The organism is Pseudomonas cuatrocienegasensis, from assembly GCF_900110925.1.
GTDB classification, from domain to species: domain Bacteria; phylum Pseudomonadota; class Gammaproteobacteria; order Pseudomonadales; family Pseudomonadaceae; genus Aquipseudomonas; species Aquipseudomonas cuatrocienegasensis.
In genome coordinates, this window is the sequence record NZ_FOFP01000010.1 from 170,633 (window position 1) to 188,395 (window position 17,763).

General features: G+C 61.0%; 15 protein-coding genes. 6 read left to right on the forward strand and 9 right to left on the reverse strand.

Going from position 1 to position 17,763, the window contains the following annotated elements; genetic code table 11:
- Window positions 1-45: 45 nt before the first annotated feature.
- Both waaA and BMW49_RS15190 read right to left on the reverse strand, forming a co-directional pair.
- Window positions 46-1,332: a lipid IV(A) 3-deoxy-D-manno-octulosonic acid transferase gene (gene waaA / locus BMW49_RS15185; RefSeq protein WP_069521829.1), complete on the reverse strand. Its 1,287-nt coding sequence runs from the start codon at window positions 1,330-1,332 to the stop codon at window positions 46-48.
- Between the two features lie 300 nt (window positions 1,333-1,632).
- Window positions 1,633-2,508: a LysR family transcriptional regulator gene (locus BMW49_RS15190; RefSeq protein ID WP_069521832.1), complete on the reverse strand. Its 876-nt coding sequence runs from the start codon at window positions 2,506-2,508 to the stop codon at window positions 1,633-1,635.
- Between the two features lie 91 nt (window positions 2,509-2,599).
- On the opposite strand from BMW49_RS15190, the gene BMW49_RS15195 reads away from it, so the two are divergent.
- From BMW49_RS15195 to BMW49_RS15210, 4 genes are all read left to right on the forward strand, one after another.
- Entirely contained in the window at window positions 2,600-2,932 is a 333-nt protein-coding gene (locus BMW49_RS15195) for a DMT family transporter (protein ID WP_069521834.1), read from the forward strand.
- A 49-nt stretch (window positions 2,933-2,981) separates the two neighbouring features.
- Window positions 2,982-4,157, forward strand: coding sequence for an NAD(P)/FAD-dependent oxidoreductase (locus BMW49_RS15200; RefSeq protein WP_069521836.1), 1,176 nt, complete (start codon window positions 2,982-2,984; stop codon window positions 4,155-4,157).
- A complete protein-coding gene (locus BMW49_RS15205; RefSeq protein WP_069521838.1) occupies window positions 4,154-4,960 on the forward strand; it encodes an aldo/keto reductase in 807 nt (268 codons plus the stop codon). Before BMW49_RS15200 ends, BMW49_RS15205 begins: the two co-directional genes overlap by 4 nt.
- Before the next feature lie 134 nt (window positions 4,961-5,094).
- On the forward strand, window positions 5,095-6,012 hold the full coding sequence (locus tag BMW49_RS15210; protein ID WP_069521840.1) for a metal ABC transporter ATPase: 918 nt from the start codon (window positions 5,095-5,097) through the stop codon (window positions 6,010-6,012).
- 54 nt (window positions 6,013-6,066) lie between these two features.
- On the opposite strand, the gene hldE is transcribed toward BMW49_RS15210, so the two are convergent.
- Both hldE and msbA read right to left on the reverse strand, forming a co-directional pair.
- Complete coding sequence (gene hldE / locus BMW49_RS15215; protein ID WP_069521842.1) at window positions 6,067-7,491, reverse strand: bifunctional D-glycero-beta-D-manno-heptose-7-phosphate kinase/D-glycero-beta-D-manno-heptose 1-phosphate adenylyltransferase HldE; 1,425 nt, start codon at window positions 7,489-7,491, stop codon at window positions 6,067-6,069.
- 38 nt (window positions 7,492-7,529) lie between these two features.
- On the reverse strand, window positions 7,530-9,347 hold the full coding sequence (gene msbA, locus BMW49_RS15220) for a lipid A export permease/ATP-binding protein MsbA (protein WP_069521844.1): 1,818 nt from the start codon (window positions 9,345-9,347) through the stop codon (window positions 7,530-7,532).
- Window positions 9,348-9,382: 35 nt separating this feature from the next.
- Here msbA and BMW49_RS15225 point away from each other — a divergent pair, with 35 nt between their 5' ends.
- Window positions 9,383-10,009 (forward strand): phosphotransferase, encoded by a 627-nt coding sequence (locus BMW49_RS15225; protein WP_069521846.1) that lies wholly within the window; start codon window positions 9,383-9,385, stop codon window positions 10,007-10,009.
- Complete coding sequence (locus tag BMW49_RS24590; protein WP_139133848.1) at window positions 9,978-10,820, forward strand: BUD32 family EKC/KEOPS complex subunit; 843 nt, start codon at window positions 9,978-9,980, stop codon at window positions 10,818-10,820. Before BMW49_RS15225 ends, BMW49_RS24590 begins: the two co-directional genes overlap by 32 nt.
- Here BMW49_RS24590 and BMW49_RS15235 read toward each other — a convergent pair.
- Genes BMW49_RS15235 through BMW49_RS15255 form a run of 5 tightly spaced genes read right to left on the reverse strand, consistent with a single transcriptional unit; the run spans window position 10,817 to window position 17,680 of the window.
- The gene (locus tag BMW49_RS15235) at window positions 10,817-11,545 is read right to left on the reverse strand and encodes a glycosyltransferase family 32 protein (RefSeq protein ID WP_069521850.1); all 729 of its coding nucleotides are present in this window, start codon (window positions 11,543-11,545) and stop codon (window positions 10,817-10,819) included. The genes BMW49_RS24590 and BMW49_RS15235 overlap by 4 nt on opposite strands.
- Before the next feature lie 52 nt (window positions 11,546-11,597).
- Complete coding sequence (locus BMW49_RS15240; protein ID WP_069521852.1) at window positions 11,598-12,788, reverse strand: O-antigen ligase family protein; 1,191 nt, start codon at window positions 12,786-12,788, stop codon at window positions 11,598-11,600.
- Window positions 12,788-14,797 (reverse strand): glycosyltransferase family 25 protein, encoded by a 2,010-nt coding sequence (locus BMW49_RS15245; RefSeq protein ID WP_244168352.1) that lies wholly within the window; start codon window positions 14,795-14,797, stop codon window positions 12,788-12,790. Before BMW49_RS15245 ends, BMW49_RS15240 begins: the two co-directional genes overlap by 1 nt.
- A gap of 11 nt (window positions 14,798-14,808) precedes the next feature.
- On the reverse strand, window positions 14,809-15,939 hold the full coding sequence (locus BMW49_RS15250) for a glycosyltransferase (RefSeq protein ID WP_069521854.1): 1,131 nt from the start codon (window positions 15,937-15,939) through the stop codon (window positions 14,809-14,811).
- Entirely contained in the window at window positions 15,926-17,680 is a 1,755-nt protein-coding gene (locus BMW49_RS15255) for a carbamoyltransferase family protein (protein WP_069521856.1), read from the reverse strand. Before BMW49_RS15255 ends, BMW49_RS15250 begins: the two co-directional genes overlap by 14 nt.
- Window positions 17,681-17,763: the final 83 nt, after the last annotated feature.

The window sequence follows — 17,763 nt, forward strand, 5'->3', positions numbered from 1 at the left end:
CTTACCGGAACTCCGGCGCGGCCGCGAGCGAAACGGCAACACCCCTTAGGCATCTAGCAAACGCCGCAACCCCGCCAACAACCGCTCCAACGCCCCCTGATTCGCCTTGAGCACCGCGAGCCCGGCCTGACGCCGGCGTTCAGCCTCCTCAGGCTCGCGCCACAAGTTGGCCACGGCCTGCGCCAAGCCCTCGGCGTCCGCAACCTCAAGCAACGCCCCCGCCTCGCGCAATTGCGCGGCGATATCGAGAAAGTTGAACAGGTGCGGACCACTGAGCACCGGTTTGCCCAGCGCCGCCGGCTCCAGCAGGTTATGCCCGCCGTTAGCCACCAGGCTGCCGCCAACAAAGGCCACATCAGCCAATGCATAGAGAAACAGCAGCTCGCCCATGGTGTCGCCCAGCAACACCTGATCGCCCGCCTGCAGCGGCTCGCCGGTCGAGCGTCGACGCACCGACAGACCACTGCGCTGAATACGCTCATGCACAGCGTTGAAACGCTCGGGGTGGCGCGGCACCAGAACCAGCAGGGCATTCGGGTAGATCTGCAGTAGCTGGCGGTGTGCGGCCAGAACGATTTCGTCTTCGCCCTCATGGGTACTGGCAGCGATCCACACCGGGCGCTCAGCCGCCTGCCACTCGCTACGCAACGCATTCGCCCGCACCGGCAGATCAGCCTCGATGCGCAGGTCAAACTTGATCGACCCCGTCACCTCGACGGTTTCGGGGCGCGCGCCCAGGCTGAGAAAACGCTCAGCCTCGACCTGGGTCTGCACGGCAATCAGGCTCATCTCGGCGAGCATCGGCGCGGTGAGCTTGGCGAAGCGCCCATAGCCCCGCGCCGAGCGGGCCGACAGGCGCGCATTGGCCAGCGCCACCGGGATGCCACGGCGCGCGCACTGGTGAATATGGTTCGGCCATAGCTCGGTCTCCATGATCACCGCCAGCGTTGGCTGCAGCCGATCAAGAAAGCGCGCCGCCGCCCAAGGCAGGTCATAGGGCAGGTAGCAGTGCTGCACCCGGCCGGCGTATTCCGCCCCGCCGAACAGCGCCTGGATGCGCTCAGAACCGGTCGGGGTCATGCAGGTGATGGTGATCGGCAACTGCGGATAGCGCACCAGCAGCTCACGCACCAACGGCGCCGCGGCAATGCTTTCGCCCACCGAGACCGCATGCAGCCAGATACCGCCGGGTTTGACCGGTGGCAGGCCCAGGGCGAAGCGCTCGCCAATGCGTTGGGCATAAGCCGGCGCACGCCAGGCGCGCCAGGCCAGTCGACCGGCCACCAGCGGCAGGCCGAGATGAAACAACAGGGTGTAGAGGGCTCTATTCATGGGCGCGCAGCTTAGGGTCTGTTCCCGTTTCGTCGCAAGCCGCGTTGCTGCGAAAAATCTCGCCAGGCAAGGCGGAGGACGCAGGGAATGGTTGTTCCCTTGCCAAGTCCTCCAACACCGCATGGCGAGATTTTGCGCGCAACCCGCAGGGCCGGGCCCGTTTTAGCGCGACGCTGCGTTTCTCGATGGCTCATTTAGCCGGCTAAACTTCGCATCTCGTGCCTTGCCTCGCGCTAAAACTGGCTCCGGCGCGGCCGCGAACGAAACGGGAACAGACCCTATCGGACAGGCCGCACCCAATCAGCCATTGGCCCGCAGGTGCTGGGCAAAACACTCGGCCAGCCAGAGCGCCGCCGGGCCCAGCGCCTCATCACGCCGGCACACCAGTTCGACCACCAGCGGCGGCGGCGTCCAATCACTGCTCAGCTCGACCAGTTGTCCCTGGTAAGTCGGGTACTGCACCACATGGCGCGGCAACCAGGCCCAGCCAAGGTTGCGCATCAGCAGCTCGGCCATGGCGTAGAAGCTGTCGGTGCGCCAGACCGCCGGACTGATCTGCTCGCCACCGGGGTACTGCGGCGCCATCAGCAACTGCCGATGGCGGGCCAGAGCGCGTCGGTCGACATGCCCGGCAGTGGCCAGGGGGTGGCCTACTCCACACACCGTGACCATGTCGACAGTACCCAGACGCTGGCGCTCAAGGGCATTGGGCATCTGCTCCTGATGGAACAGCAAACCGAGGTCGGCGCGGCGCTCCAGCAGCTTGCAAGCCACCTCGCCCTGGGCGCCACTGGCCAGTTGCACCTCCAGCAGCGGAAATTGCCGGGCCAGCGCCTCCAGGCTATCGAGCACCGGCTGGTAGGGCATAGCTTCGTCCTGGGCCAGACGCAGCAGTACCTCCTCGCCGCGCACCAAGCCCAGCGCCCGACCATCGAGACGCTCGCACTGGCGCAGCACTTCGCGTGCCTCCTCCAGCAAGGACGCACCGGCTGTGGTCAGGCGCGGCTGGCGACCGCTGCTGCGCTCGAACAGCAGCACCCCCAGGTCGGTCTCCAAGAGCGCAATGGCGTTACTCACCGCCGATTGCGCGCGCTGCGCCTGGCGCGCCACGGCGGAGAACGACTGCTGCTCGGCGACCTGTACGAACAAGCGCAACTGCTCCAGGTTCCAGTTCATAGGCGCAACCTATCTTATTTACAGATTGGTAATCACTTTACCCCATCACCCACAGGCTTAGAATTCCGTCATTGTTCAGGAGCCAAACGCCATGCCCGGATACCTCTACCTCGCCATTGCCATCGCTGCCGAAGTGGTCGCGACCACCTCGATGAAAGCCATCGACGGCTTCAACAAACCGCTGCCCCTGCTGCTGGTGATCGGTGGCTACAGCATCGCGTTCTGGATGCTGATTCTGGTGGTGCGCACCATCCCCGTGGGCATCGCCTATGCCATCTGGGCCGGGCTGGGCATCGTCTTGGTCAGCGTGGCGGCCACCTTTGTCTACGGACAAAAGCTCGACCTGCCGGCGATGCTCGGCATGGGCATGATCGTGGCCGGCGTGGTGGTCATTCAGTTGTTCTCCCGGGTCACCGGGCACTAAGCAAACCTCGGGTTATACTGCGCGCCTGTTTTCCCGACGAGATGGGTCCATGACCGAGGCGCTGAGCACTGACATCCTGATCGTAGGCGGCGGTATCGCCGGCCTCTGGCTGAATGCGCGGTTACGCCGCCTGGGCTATGCCACCGTGCTGGTAGAACGCGCCAGTCTGGGCGGCGGGCAGAGCCTGAAATCCCAGGGCATCATCCACGGCGGCGCCAAGTACGCACTGCACGGTGCGCTGACCGGTGCTTCCGAAGCCATCGCCGACATGCCGCGGCGCTGGCGCGAAGCGCTGGAGGGCAGCGGCGAACTTGACCTGAGCGGCGTGCGCCTGCTCTCCGATGCCCACTACCTGTGGTCGCCCGGCAGCCTGGCCGGCAATATCACCAGTTTCTTCGCCAGCAAAGCGGTGCGCGGCCGCGTCGATCAGGTCAAGGGCGAGGCCCTGCCACCGGCGCTGCAGCACCCAAAATTCAAAGGCAAGGTCTACCGCCTGGCCGAGCTGGTGCTCGACGTGCCCAGCCTGGTCGCACGCCTGGCCGAACTGGCCGGCGACAGCCTGCTGGCCGGCGAGCGCATCGAGCCGTTGCACGACGACAACGGGCTCTGCGGCCTGCGCGTCGATGGCCGGGAAATCCGCGCCCAGCGCGTAGTGCTCAGCGCCGGCGCCGGCAATGCCGAGTTGCTCGCTGCGCTCGGGGTCGAGCAACCCAAACAGCAACTGCGCCCGCTGCACATGGTGCTGGCCAAGGGCCCGGCGCTGAAACCGCTGTATGCCCACTGCCTGGGCGGCGGGCCAAAGCCGCGCGTCACCGTGACCACCCATCCAGCGGCCAACGGCCAATGGGTCTGGTACCTCGGCGGCGACCTGGCCGAAGCCGACGGCGTGGCCCGCGACGAAGCGGCGCAGATCCGCGCCGCGCAAAAGGAAATGGCCGACTTGCTGCCTTGGGTCGACCAGCGCGAAACCCGCTGGGCCACGCTGCGTGTCGACCGCGCCGAGCCGGCGCAGTCCGGCCTGGTACGCCCGGACAATGCCTTCCTCGCCGATCAGCAACGCCTGTTGGTCGGCTGGCCGACCAAGCTGGCACTGGCGCCGGATTTCACCGACCGCGTGCTGGCCGCCCTGCAGCGCGACGCCATCGTCCCGCAGGCGCAGCCGCCTCTGCCCGCGTTGCCGCGCCCGCCCCTGGCGCTGCCCGTTTGGGAGACCCTGCTGCCATGACCAGCCTGCACGACCTGCATCGCCCGCTGGGCAGCACCGGCCTGAGGGTCTCGCCACTGGGTCTGGGCACCGTCAAATTCGGCCGTGACCAAGGGGTGAAATACCCCAACGGCTTCACCATCCCCGATGACGCCAGCGTGCGCCGCCTGCTCGACCAGGCCCGCGATCTGGGCATCAACCTGATCGACACCGCGCCGGCCTATGGCAGCAGCGAAACCCGCCTCGGCCCGTTGCTGCGCGGGCAACGGCAGGACTGGGTGATCGTCAGCAAGGTCGGTGAAGAGTTCGACAATGGTCACTCGCACTTCGATTTTTCCGCCGCCCACACGCGCTTCTCGGTGGAGCGCAGCCTCAAGCGCCTGGAAACCGATGTCATCGACCTGGTGCTGGTGCATTCCGACGGCAATGATCTGGACGCCCTGCAGGCTGGGGTCTACGACACCCTCGCGGCGCTCAAGGCCGAGGGCAAGATTCGCGGCTATGGCCTCTCCGGCAAAACCGTCGCCGGCGGCCTGCAAGCGCTGGCCAGCGGTGACTGCGCCATGGTCACCTACAACCTTAACGAACAAGCCGAACGCCCGGTGCTCGACTACGCCGCCGAACACGGCAAGGCAATCCTGATCAAGAAAGCCCTGGCCAGCGGCCACGCCTGCCTGCAAGACGGCGAAGACCCAATCCAGGCCAGCTTCCGCCTGATTTTCAGCCATCCGGCGGCGGCCAGCGCCATCGTCGGCACCATCAACCCACACCATCTGTCACACAATGTGAGTACAGCTGCCGCGATAATTCGCGCTAGTGTTTAGGGTCTGTTGCCGCTGCACGCGCGGCCACGAGTAAGCCAGACACCTGATCGCGAAAGCAGACACCACTGCCTGCATCAAGAACCACGCTGCCCATTCCGCCTAGGTGGCCGACCCCAACGCAAGAAGGAGCCGATATGCCGCGCACGCTGATTCGCAAGAACCCCACCGCTTTCAAGACCCTGCCGTTGTACGTAGAAGCCAGCACCGACGGGCTGAGCTACCAGAGCCTGGGACGCCCGCTGAACTTCACTGAAATGCTCGAACGGCGCCGCCCCGTCGAGGTCAGCGACCCTCAACGCTTCGCTATCGAACTGGCCAACCTCGGCGTCTCGGTGCGTCTGACCCTCAGTTGGCAGGGCAAGGATTACTGGGTACTGGTGCGTCAGCGCCGGCAGGACCGCGGCGATGTGGTGCTCAAGCTGATTTCCGGCTACGTACCGGCCCACGAGCTGAACCTGCCGCTGCTCACCGCCATTCAGGAAGTGGCCGAAGAGTGCCTACTGGAAACCCCGGAGGGCTGGTTGGCCGGGCGCTTCGGCGATACCTGGCTGCCAACGCCTTACCAGGGCACCCTGCACTACCGCGAAGCCGTGCAGTTCCGCCTCAGCCCGCTGTCTGGTGCTGCCCGACCGGTGCAGTGCGCCAACATGACCCTGCTGGAGCGCCCGCGCGCCTACGTGCACCTGCCCACAGCATCCCTGCAACTGGTCTACGACATGCAACTGGAGCTGCCGCGCGAAACGCGCCAACTGAGCCTGTTTCATGTGGATGAATGCTTCGAGGATGGTCAGTTGATTGCCCGCCTCGACCGCGCCCGCCCGGACCTGTACCTGATTCCGCTGGAGCAGGGCCGCCCAACCGCCGAACTGCTGACCCTGAAAAACGGCACCCTGAAAAGCGTCGCCACCCGCGGCCTTTGGCTAGCAGAAAGTTTTGCGGCGCAGGACGGCTGGGTGGTACGTGAAGAGCGTATTCGCTGGCGCGACTGGGTGGCGCAGCAGGGGCTGGAAACCCTCAAGGCCAGCAAAGCGATAAAGCGCAAAGTTGGTTAACCGCTAACTCAGCAACTGGGTAGCCCATGCAGACCATGGGCACCCGGTTCTGAATCAATCCTGGCGGCGGATCTTCTCGACGATGGCCGTGGTCGAGCTGTTTTCCACCAGCCCCAGCACGCGCACCTCGCCACCATAAGCGGTGACGATATCGGCGCCCACTACCTGATCAACGCCATAGTCGCCGCCCTTGACCAAGATGTCAGGCTGCACCTGCTTGAGCAGGCGCTCAGGGGTGTCTTCGCTGAAGCTCACGACCCAGTCCACGGCGCCCAGGCCGGCCAGTACGGCCATGCGCCGGTCGACCGAGTTGATCGGCCGGCCAGGGCCTTTGAGGCGACTAACCGAAGCATCATCGTTGACCGCCAGCACCAACCGGTCGCCCTGGGCGCGGGCCTGTTCCAGGTAGGTGACATGCCCGGCGTGCAGAATGTCGAAGCAACCATTGGTGAACACAATGCGCTCGCCATGGGCGCGGGCATCTTCGATGGAGCACAGCAGCTGGTCCAGGCTCAACACACCGCGCTCGGAGCCCTCTTCGCGCTGTACCGCGCGACGCAGCTCAGGCGCACTGATGGCCGCCGTGCCCAGCTTGCCAACGACGATGCCAGCGGCCAGGTTGGCCAGTGCCACAGCCTGGGGCAGCTCTTCGCCTGCGGCAATGGCAGCGGCCAGGGTCGAGATCACCGTGTCACCAGCGCCGGTGACGTCAAACACCTCGCGCGCCCGCGCCGGCAGGTGCAGCGGTGCGTGCTGCGGACGCAACAGGGTCATGCCGTGCTCGCCACGGGTCACCAACAGTGCACCGAGGTCCAGATCACGCATCAGCGCAGCGCCCTTGCTGACCAGCTCGGCCTCATCAGCGCAACCGCCAACAATCAGCTCGAACTCGCTGAGGTTCGGGGTGATCAGGCTGGCACCGCGGTAGATCGAAAAATCCTTGCCCTTGGGGTCGGCCAGCACCGGAATACCGCGGGCACGGGCCAGCTGGATCAGAGCCTGGTGATTCTGCAACGCGCCCTTGCCGTAATCGGAGAGCACCAGCACCTTGACCCCGGCGAGCATGCCATCGACATCTGCAGCCAGGGCGGCGGTGTCGGTACGAAACGGTTCTTCGAAATCCATGCGCAGCAATTGCTGATGCCGGCTCATCACTCGTAGCTTGACGATGGTTGGCTGGTCGTCAATGAACTGGAAACGCGTCTGCACGCCCGCCGCTTGCAGGCTGTCGGCCAGGCTCTCGGAGGCCTCGTCACGCCCGGTCACCCCCACCAGAAAGGCCGGTGCGCCAAGGGCTGCGATATTCAAGGCGACGTTGGCAGCACCACCGGGGCGATCTTCGATCTGCTCGACCTTGACCACCGGCACTGGCGCCTCCGGAGAGATGCGCGAGGTACCGCCATGCCAATAACGGTCGAGCATGACATCGCCCACCACGAGAACGGGCGCTTGGTCGAAACGGGGCATGGACAACTTCATGGCAACTCCAGAGCCTCAGGTGGCGGGGGTGTAGTTTATCAGGCGATGTCTGCGGCTGGGCTGTCATCCAGCCCCATGGCATGCAGGCGGGCGTAAAAGCCATTGAGCGCCAGCAACTCGGTATGGGTGCCACGCTCGACGATCCGCCCCTGGTCCATGACCAGAATCAGGTCGGCCTTCTCGATGGTCGACAGCCGGTGAGCGATGACCAGCGTGGTGCGCCCAGTCATCACTCGATCCAGAGCTCCCTGGATATGCCGCTCGGATTCGGTATCGAGCGCCGAGGTGGCCTCATCGAGCACCAGCAGCGGCGCATCCTTGAGTAGTGCACGGGCAATCGCCAGGCGCTGACGCTGACCACCGGAAAGCAGCACGCCGTTTTCGCCGACCAGGGTGTCGTAGCCCTGTGGCATCTTCTCGATGAATTCATCGGCAAAGGCATCACGAGCCGCCTGCTGGACGGCTTCCAGCGGCGCGCCGGCCAGGTCGCCATAAGCGATATTGTTCGCCACGCTGTCGTTGAACAAGGTGACATGCTGAGTGACCAGCGCAATATGCCGACGCAGGTTACGCAGGGTGTATTCCTCAATCGCCAAGCCGTCGAGCAGAATCTGCCCCTGGTCATGCTGGTAGAAGCGCGGAATCAGGTTGGCCAACGTCGATTTACCGCTACCGGAGCGGCCTACCAGCGCCACCATCTGGCCTGGTTCGACGCTAAAGGAGATGTCGCTGAGCACCGGTTTCTCGGCACCTGGGTAACTGAAATTAAGACCCCGCACCTCAAGCCGCCCGCTGATCCGCTCACGGGTCTGCGTGCCCTGATCGACTTCCGGCGCCTCGTCGAGCTGCTCGAATATGCTTTCAGCACCAGCCACGCCTTTCTGGATAGTCGAACTGACCTCAGACAGCTGGCGAATCGGCTTGGGCAGCAACCCGGCCAGGGTGATGTAGGCCACCAGATCACCCGCAGACGCATCACCACGCAACCACAGCACCAAGAACATCAACACGGCCATGGCGCTGTAGATCACCAACTGCAAGGAAGGCGTGTAGACCGCGTTGGTCTTGACCATCTTCAACTGCTTGTTCTTGTTGTCTTCGCTGGCGTCGAAAAAGCGCTGTTGCTCGTACTGTTCGCCACCAAAACTACGCACGACGCGATAACCCTGAATAGTCTCCGATGTGACATGGGTGACATCGCCCATCGCCAGCTGGATTTTCTTACTTTGCTTGCGAAATTTCTTGCTGGTGCTGGTCACCATCAAACCGATTATTGGGAGAATCGCTACCATCACCAGGGTCAGGCGCCAGTTCATCCATAGCAGGGTCGCGAATAGAAACACCACCGTCATGCCTTCGCGAACCACCACTTTAATCGCATCCGTCGCCGCCCCAGTCACCATGGTCACGTTATAGGTGATGCGAGAAATTAGGTGCCCGGAACTGTGGTTGTCAAAATAGCGATTCGGCAGGTTGAGCATGCTGTTGAACAGCGCTACACGCAGGTCCTGCACCAGCCCGAGCGAAACCTTGGCCAGGAAATAGTTGCCCAGAAACGACCCCACTCCTTGCCACAGGGCGATCAATACGATCAGCAAAGGCACAGCCTGCAACAGCTTAAGTTCGGCAATCCAGGTGGCATGTTCCAGCAGCCAAGGCACCTCCGAGAAAAGCCCGGCATTCGGATTGCTCAATCCATCGACAAAGAACTTCAACATGTAGCCGAGCATCGGCTGGGTCGACGCGAAGATCAGGAAGCCCAGCAAGCTGATCGAGAACAGCCCCCAGTACGGCACGACATAGCGCAGCAACCGCAAATACACCTTCAGACTGGATTGCTGGGTAGAATTGGACATTCGGCAAGCCCCATACGACTGGCTAGAGGAATAAGATGCGGATTGTAACAGCGCAGCAGCTGGAAAGCTGGCTGGCCACAGGAAGGATTGTTGAGCGAGACGCACGCGGGCCTAAGGTTGTCCAGCTAAGCGATGGTCGCTTCCTGAAAATCTTCCACACTCGCCGTGCAGCGATGCTAGCCCGTCTATTTCCACCTGCACTACGCTTTGCCCGCAATGCCGAATTACTCAAACAGCAAGGTATAGCCGCGCCGCACGTCAGTGAAGCTTTCTGGCTCGACGATCAAAAGGGGCTTAGCGCCTGCCTGTATGAACCATTGGAAGGCTGTTCCTTAGAGCAAATTCTCAAGCAGGACCCTGAGCAACTCGAACGAATACTGCCAGAGCTGGCGCGTTTCATTGCCCAACTTCATGCTAAACGTATCTACTTCCGCTCCCTGCACCTTGGCAATATCCTCTGGCTGAGTAAAGGAGAATTTGGCCTGATAGACTTTCTCGACCTGCGGCGCAAAAGGCTACCGTTGTCAGGCTGGCATGCTCAGCGTAACTTTCGCCACCTTGAGGGCTACCTCCAGCGGCGCAAGATAAATAACTTCCCCCTAAGCACCCTAAAAGGACTTTACTGGGCTTATGCAAATAACTGTAAAACCAAAAAAAACTAACGCTATAACCCTTGTCAATCCGACGCCACACTTACAGACCCCACAAGTTGGCGAATTCATTCGCAGCCTGATCGCAGAACGCCAAAGGCTCGGACGGCATCGCCTCTGGGGTAGCATAAGCACGGCGGGGGGACATCTCTTCATCAAGACTACCCACCTAAGCAGCCTGATTTCACGCTTGCGCGTAACATTTGGGCTACGCCGCCGCTCAGGTGCCCTCGACTGGCCAATAGCGGAATTACGCAACAGTCTAAAGGTCAATCGATTAACAGCTTTAACCCCACAACTACTTGGCTACAGCCATATCCGTGGACGGTTTGGGCTGATCAACGAGGTGGTCCTGATCATTGAAGATCAAACAGGCTTTCTCAACGGCGCTCAGTGGCTAGATCGCTACTCGTCAGCATTACCCCAACTACTCCCCAGGCTCATCGATTGCATCCTTGAGCTCAATAGCCAGAACATTTACCACCTTGATCTCTGGCTGGGAAATTTCATGCTCTCGGACAGTCCAACACCCACCATCAAAGTCATTGACTTTGAGAATTGCTTCCTGCGCCAAACACTTTTCTCTGCGGAAACACTTGGCTATCAGCTGGGCTTACTGTTTGAGTTCAAACTGCATGCTTATATCGATGAGGCGAATTACGATCAACTGGTACATACCAAGCTGATAAAGTTCCCGGGGCTGGATCAGAAGAAATTCGTCGAGTTCTACGAGTATTTCAAGCGACATGGTGCGGGGCGCAAAGAACGCTATTTTATTCCGCAGCAGGGTCAGCTCATTACAGGTAAACCGACTCGCGGCTAGCGATTCGCCAGCCGCCGTGCCGCCCTGTAGAAGGCTAGCCTCAGCAGTGCTTGCAGATTTTCTGGAAGATTGCGCAACAAGCGCCAGGCTCTACTTAAGGCTCCCTTGTTGCGCGTCGAGCGCCAAGTCCCCGCAAAAAGATGACGCGAATAAACGCGATCAGCACACGCCAATTTCCGATTGGCGGCGCCAAAGCACCCAATGGGATAAATCTGCTCGCCCCCCTGCCGCTCATACCCACCCGTACCCAAAAACCCATGCTCCAGAAGCAGGCGGCTGACTTCGTTAACATTGACCAGTTCGGAAACACGCTCTACAGCAAACGTATTTTGGTCGTAGTAAGCCAGCATCCGCTGAGGTAACCAGTGACCTGCTACCGCGGCGATAAGCGATGTGGCGAAGCGCTGCCGGTCCTCAAGACCGATGAAGAAATCCACGTCGAGGCAGCCGTCCAACGAGCTTAATACCTCAACGTCGACATCCAGATAGATTCCGCCTTGCTGAGACAACGCGAACATCCGCACATAATCTGAGACGAAAGCGAAACGACCAGCAGCGTAAGCGTCCGCGGTAAAAGGATGGCTAGCCGGATCGAAACGCTGCTCATCCCAGCGCACGATTTCATAATCCGGCAGGTGATAAGCCCAAGAGGCCAGACAGAGTCGAGCCTGCAGCGGCAGTGGTCGGCCACCAAACCAGCAATAGTGAAGTTTGCGTTCAATCATCCTGACAACCCTTGGAAGAGTTTCCCGCACGGCTCGTGGCAAGCCAAACTAATCATGCAGTTCTCTTATCGCAGCTCTGCGTATACGTGCTCGCGTATTGCGCAAGGCACAAGAAAACCGGAAGCCAAACCGTAAACCACTCCTCCCTAGGCTTTATCCAAGGCCCAACACCATCCGAAAGCAGCGCCAGACCAGAGAAGCAAAGTAGCCCGCACAGTGCCCGTCCTGCGATAGTTTCGCGCGCGCGCCAGGCTCGCATGGCAACAATGGCCAGCATCAGCCCCCACAAGGCCAACCCAGGAACGCCCAATTGCAAAAGAACATGCATAAACAGGTTATGGGCATGCTCGAATACTTGCCCTATCTGCACGACGGTGAGTTGATATTCGGCACCGGCTCCCAGCCCGAGCCAGGGATGCTGGAGAAAGAGCGTCCAGGCATCACGCAGTAGATCGGGACGGTAGGAAAGACCACCGCGCAGGAGAAACTCCGGGAAGGCCAGAATTGCCGATGCGGCTCCTACAACGACCAGACAAGAAAATATCTGGATACGTCGCCCCGGCATCCATAGGCAGGACAGAACCAGCGTAGCTACCACCGCGAGCATCGGCCCCTTGCTGCGCGAAAGCACAACAAAAGCCAGGCATAAACCACATCCGAGCAGCCATACCCAACCTTGCAAATTGGCTGGCAAGCTACGTCGAAGAAACCACAACAGTATGCCCAAGCCGCCTACGACCTGGGCTGCCAGGATCGGATGATCAAGTACACCGCCGCCAACCAGTCGCGCATTTAGCGGCATACCCTGTAGCACGTAAAAAGACAGGATAAACCAGCCAACCCACAGGCCACCGACCAACACGATGCAGGCCAGCAGCGGCCAAAACCGCTCTCGATAGATGCTGCCTATGAGCGCCAAGGCTTGCACGGTCAAGCCGACATACAGCATCTCCTTGATCAACCCGGAGTCGCCCCCCCACAACATGGACAGCAAACTCCAGCCTGCAAAAGCCAGCACGGCGCTGAGCAACCAGCGATCCCAACCCAGTTGCTGCCAAAGCCCAGGCCGGTAGACAGCAAGCCCAGGCAGCCACAGGAAAAGAATCAGCCCTTGGTGGTACAGCTTGCTGTTCGGCAGAAACAGCATGCCGAGGAGGAACCAGGCCAACCCAAAGGCGAGCCAAGCACCCAAATAAGGATTGGTTGTAGCTAATGGCGACAGGCGCCTGATAGTTGTGAGCATCAATTGCGTCCGTAGCGAATTTTTGCCAGACAACGCCTGATCGCCTGGCGCGTCTTGAACTTGGGATGTCGCTCAACCTGCTCGATATCACTCATGTCGAACAGCCGCTGATTGGCCAGGATAGGTTTGACCATATATGCCTCAACAGAGGGCAGCAGGCACTCGGAGTAATACCAGTCGAGCGGTAGGCCAGAGGCCGGGGCTTCTGCCAGTATTCGGTCATACAATGCTGCGCGAACGACGTAGGCATGGGCGAGCCGGACCCGGCTCACCTGCATTAGATTTTTTGACACCCCCGTTCGCTGCCCACCCTTCTTGAGTGTCCCACCCAGATAAAGCATCTGCCAGGAACGCGTCTGCAGCTGGCGCTCGGCACGAGCAAGCACGGCGCGCGAATAAGGTTCGAACTCGCAGTCATCCTCCAGGATCAGCACTGAAGACAGGCCCTGCTCCTTGGCCATGCGAATGATCGCCAGATGACTGCGCATGCAGGCCCAGGTCGCTCGCAACTTGTGCTCGTTGCTCGGCCTCACGCCATCCACTCGCTTGAGGAATGCATCCAACTCGGCGGAAGGCGAATCATTACTGGCGGCAAGGGCGGAAAAATCGACTGCGGAGAATCGCTCGGCAGCGATACCGACCCTTTGCAGGGTGCTCAGCGTCTGCAGCCAGCGGTCGTGGCGGTGGTCCAGGTTAATCACATAGGCACGCTCAAAACAGCACTCTCGGCCTGCCGAGTGATGCCCTACCTGACTATGCCCCGGTAAGGCTACTCCATTGATTTCACCACCAGCCTGCAACACCTGCAGCAGTGACAGGCAATGCGCCAAACCCTCACAACCATGGGCGAGATGGTATTCAGCCAGTGAAGCAGAGCGGGCTACGCTTGCACCATGAAAAGCGGCGACTTCGGCCATTCGTGCAGAGAAATCTTCCAGAGAGGATACGCGTCGCCCCAGGAAGCGCTCCTGGGAAAAGACATCCACGTCCTCACCCGCATTGACATAGATAATTGGCCGGCGCGCCAAGGCAGCCTCGATCACCGCGTTGGACATGATGTTGACGGCCACCGTCGCCTGGCCGAGGGCCTCAGCGAGGCTGCACTCGCGGGGCAAGACCTCAAGGTTATCGAGAGCAGCCGCTGCCTGTTGCCAGAAGGGTACCTCGCTACGCGGATGTGCCTTGACCAGCACCTGGTACTCCGGGTGCAGCGCAGCCCAATCACGCAATAGCCTGTAGGTGGTCTGGTAGCCGGCCTCCTTCTCCTTGTCAGGGCCAACCCCGAGAATCAGCAGCGTGCGCCCATTCGGATCGGCTACCGGCAAGTCGTAGGTACTATCGATCATGTGGGAGCCGGCCAGCACGGCAGTCGAACGACCGAAACGCAATGCACGCCCCTGCAACGCCTCAAGTGAACTCTGACCGAACAGGAAGTTGTAGTCGTAGTCATTCATGCTCAGGCGGCGCGAACGCTCCACCGTCGTCGCATGAGCGAGATGCACCAGAACAAGACCGCGCGTATTCAGTGCCAGACGTAGGAAAGGACTGTAGAGGCTACCGTTACGGTCATTGAGTAAAACGCGAGGCCGGTAACACTCGACTATCCACTCGGCATACGCCGCAAGGCCGAAGTAACGGCTGGGCACCGCACAGGGTGGACGCTTGAGCATGCGTCCGCGGAGTATCGCCCCAGGCTCTTGCAGAGCGGTCTCGACAAGCGTGTAGCCGCGCGCGCGCAAGGCATCAATCAGAAGCCTCTTACGCCGGAAAGCGATGACCTTTGGGGCCGACTGCAACAGAAGAAAATCACAGGGTTCAGCAGTTATGTCCCTAGCAAGCCGCCACCTGGCACGCATGCCAAACCACCAGTCGCCCATAGCCTCTCGGGCAAAGCGCAATGCGCTGCCCAAAACGCCATGACGCTCACGCAGCAATAGCCAACGGTATTGATCCAGCTCTCGCGCTTTCGCAAGCCAGGGATTCTCTCGCATGAGGTCGTCACGCTGCATACACGCGTTTTTCATCGACACACACTCAACATCAGCGGTTTGAATTGCCGACTTACTGCCTCGTCAGAAAATGTCTCTCTGATTCTGAGAACTTGCCTTGCAGCACGCTCACTGAGCTCTGCGGGGCTTGTCGCGGCTGACTGCCTTATAAGCCCGGCCAGGCTGGCGTGCGCACCAAATGGAAATACCTGCCCCACCCCATCCACCACTTCACGCCCGCCACCGCAGTCACTGCAAATCACCGGCACCCCAGCCGCCATGGCCTCCAGCAAGACCATGCCGAACGGCTCATGGTCCGAGGTGAGGGCAAATACATCGAACGCCTTGAAATAGCGACGGCCATCGGCGACCTGACCAAGAAAGCGTACGGATTCGTCGAGCCCGAGACTATGCGCCAGTTGCCGCAACTCAGCTTCCAGCCGTCCCTGTCCCATGATCGCCAGCAGGCTGCCCGGTGGCAGGTCCGGCAGAGCTTGGGCGAAGCCACGGATCAGGGTGGCCTGATCCTTGTCCGGATGCAGCCGGCCCACATTCCCGACAACCCAGGCATCCTGAGGCAACCCTAAATGCTCGCGCGCCACTTCTCGTGAGACTTGTTCGGCCTGGATCGCGGCAACATCAATCCGGTTGTACAACGTCTCGATACGCTCGGTCGGCCAGCGAGGCAACTGCTGACGGATGTCATCACGCACGGCATTGGAGACGCCCAGCAGCAGCAGGCGCGACTGAAAGCGGCTGATAAACAGGCGACGCAAAGGTCGGTCGTATACACCAAAGGCATGATGCACACCGATCACCGGCAGTGCTGTACCGAGCAGAGCAATGTAGATGGGTTTAAAGCGGTGGGCGATGCAGCTCACGAAATCCCGCGAAGCCGCCAACCGGGACAGTTCGCGGATGGCCTGCAGCTTCAGCCCGCGCAACGCGCGGCTGGAGAAGTTGAGGAAGATGACCTCATCGGAAGCCGAGCCCTGCCTGACAGCCTCATTAGCCGCGCCTGTCAGGTAGACCGTGCAGACCCGGTAGCGCGTGCCTACGAATAACGCAGCGTACTGCCGCGCACAATCGAGGAACGGCCCGTCATAGCCATGGCAAAGCTGCAGGATCCAGGGTGTGTCCTGCGCAGCGTCAGCTGGGCGCATACCCGTCCACTCCATCCTTGACGACCAAGATATCTTCCATAATCAGGTACTGCAGGTCGGAGCCGTAAAACATGTTCAACGCATCAGTCGGTGAGCAAATCATCGGCTCGCCGCGGCGGTTCAGCGAGGTGTTCAGCGAGACGCCGTTGCCGGTGAGTTTTTCCAGCTCCAGCATCATGTCGTAGTAACGCGGGTTGTACTCGCGTTTGAGCACCTGGGCGCGAGAGGTGCCATCCTCGTGCACCACTTCGCTGACGCGGGTCTTCCACTCTTCGTTGACCTCGAAGGTGAAGGTCATGAACGGACTCGGATGGTCGACCTTGAGCATCTGCGGCCCAACCGTGTCGAGCATCGACGGGCAGAAGGGGCGCCAGCGCTCACGGAACTTGATCTGCTCATTGATGCGGTCGGCCACGCCCGGAATGCTCGGGCAACCGATGATCGAGCGGCCACCCAAGGCGCGCGGGCCGAACTCCATACGGCCTTGGAACCAGGCCACGGGGTTACCGTCGACCATGATCTTGGCGATGCGCTGCGGCATATCGTCGATCTGCTGCCATTTCGGCGCATTCGGGTGGCGCGCGCAGGCGGCAATGACGTCTTCGTTGGAGTAGGCAGGGCCAAGGTAGACGTGCTCCATCTTCTCCACCGGCACGCCGCGCTTGTGCGACACATAGGCAGCGGCGCCGACCGAGGTACCGGCGTCGCCGGAGGCCGGCTGGACGAACAGTTCCTTGACGTCGTCGCGGGCGATGATCTTCTGGTTGAGCTTGACGTTCAGTGCGCAGCCGCCGGCGAAGGCGATCTTCCCGGTTTCGCGGATGATGTCGCCCAGGTAATGCTCCATCATCTGCAGGGCGAGCGTCTCGAACAGCGCCTGCATGCTCGCGGCGTAATGGATGTAGGGATCGTCGGCGATATCGCCTTCACGCTTGGGACCCAGCCACTCGATCAGTTTCGGCGAGAAGTAGAAGCCCTTGCCCTTTTCCTTGTAGCGGCGCAGACCAATAACGTTGGCATAGTCGGTGTTGATCACCAGTTCGCCATTTTCGAATTTGGCCAGGCGCGAGAAGTCGTACTTACTGGCGTCGCCATAGGGCGCCATGCCCATGACCTTGAACTCGCCGTCGAGCATTTCGAAGCCGAGGAACTCGGTGATCGCGCCATACAGGCCGCCGAGGGAGTCGGGATCAAAGAACTCCTTGATCTTGTGGATCTTGCCGTTCTCGCCATAACCGAAAAAGGTGGTGGCGTACTCACCCTTGCCGTCGATGCCCATGATCGCGGTCTTCTCGGTAAAGCCTGAGCAGTGGTAAGCACTGGAGGCGTGGGCCAGGTGGTGCTCGACCGGTTCGATCTTGATCTTCTTGGGATCGAAACCCAGTTGCTCCAGGCACCAGACGATCTTCTTGCGATAGCGCTTATAGCGACGGTTACCCATAAGGATCGCGTCGAGGGCGCGGTCCGGCGCGTACCAGTAGCGCTTGGCGTAGTGCCAGCGAGCCTTGCCAAACAGGCTGATTGGCGCAAAGGGAATGGCCACTACATCGACATCCGAGGGCTTGATGCCGGCCTGTTCCAGGCAGAACTTGGCCGACTCGTAGGGCATGCGGTTCTTCGCGTGCTTGTCGCGCACAAAGCGCTCTTCTTCGGCTGCCGCGATCAACTTGCCGTCGATATACAGGGCCGCAGACGGGTCGTGACTAAGGGCGCCGGACAGGCCGAGAATGGTCAGTGCCACTTACATACCTCTTGGGAAGCGTTGACCGCTAGGCGATCAGAGTGAGCGGGGGATGCATTGGATGGCCGCGACCACGCGGACCG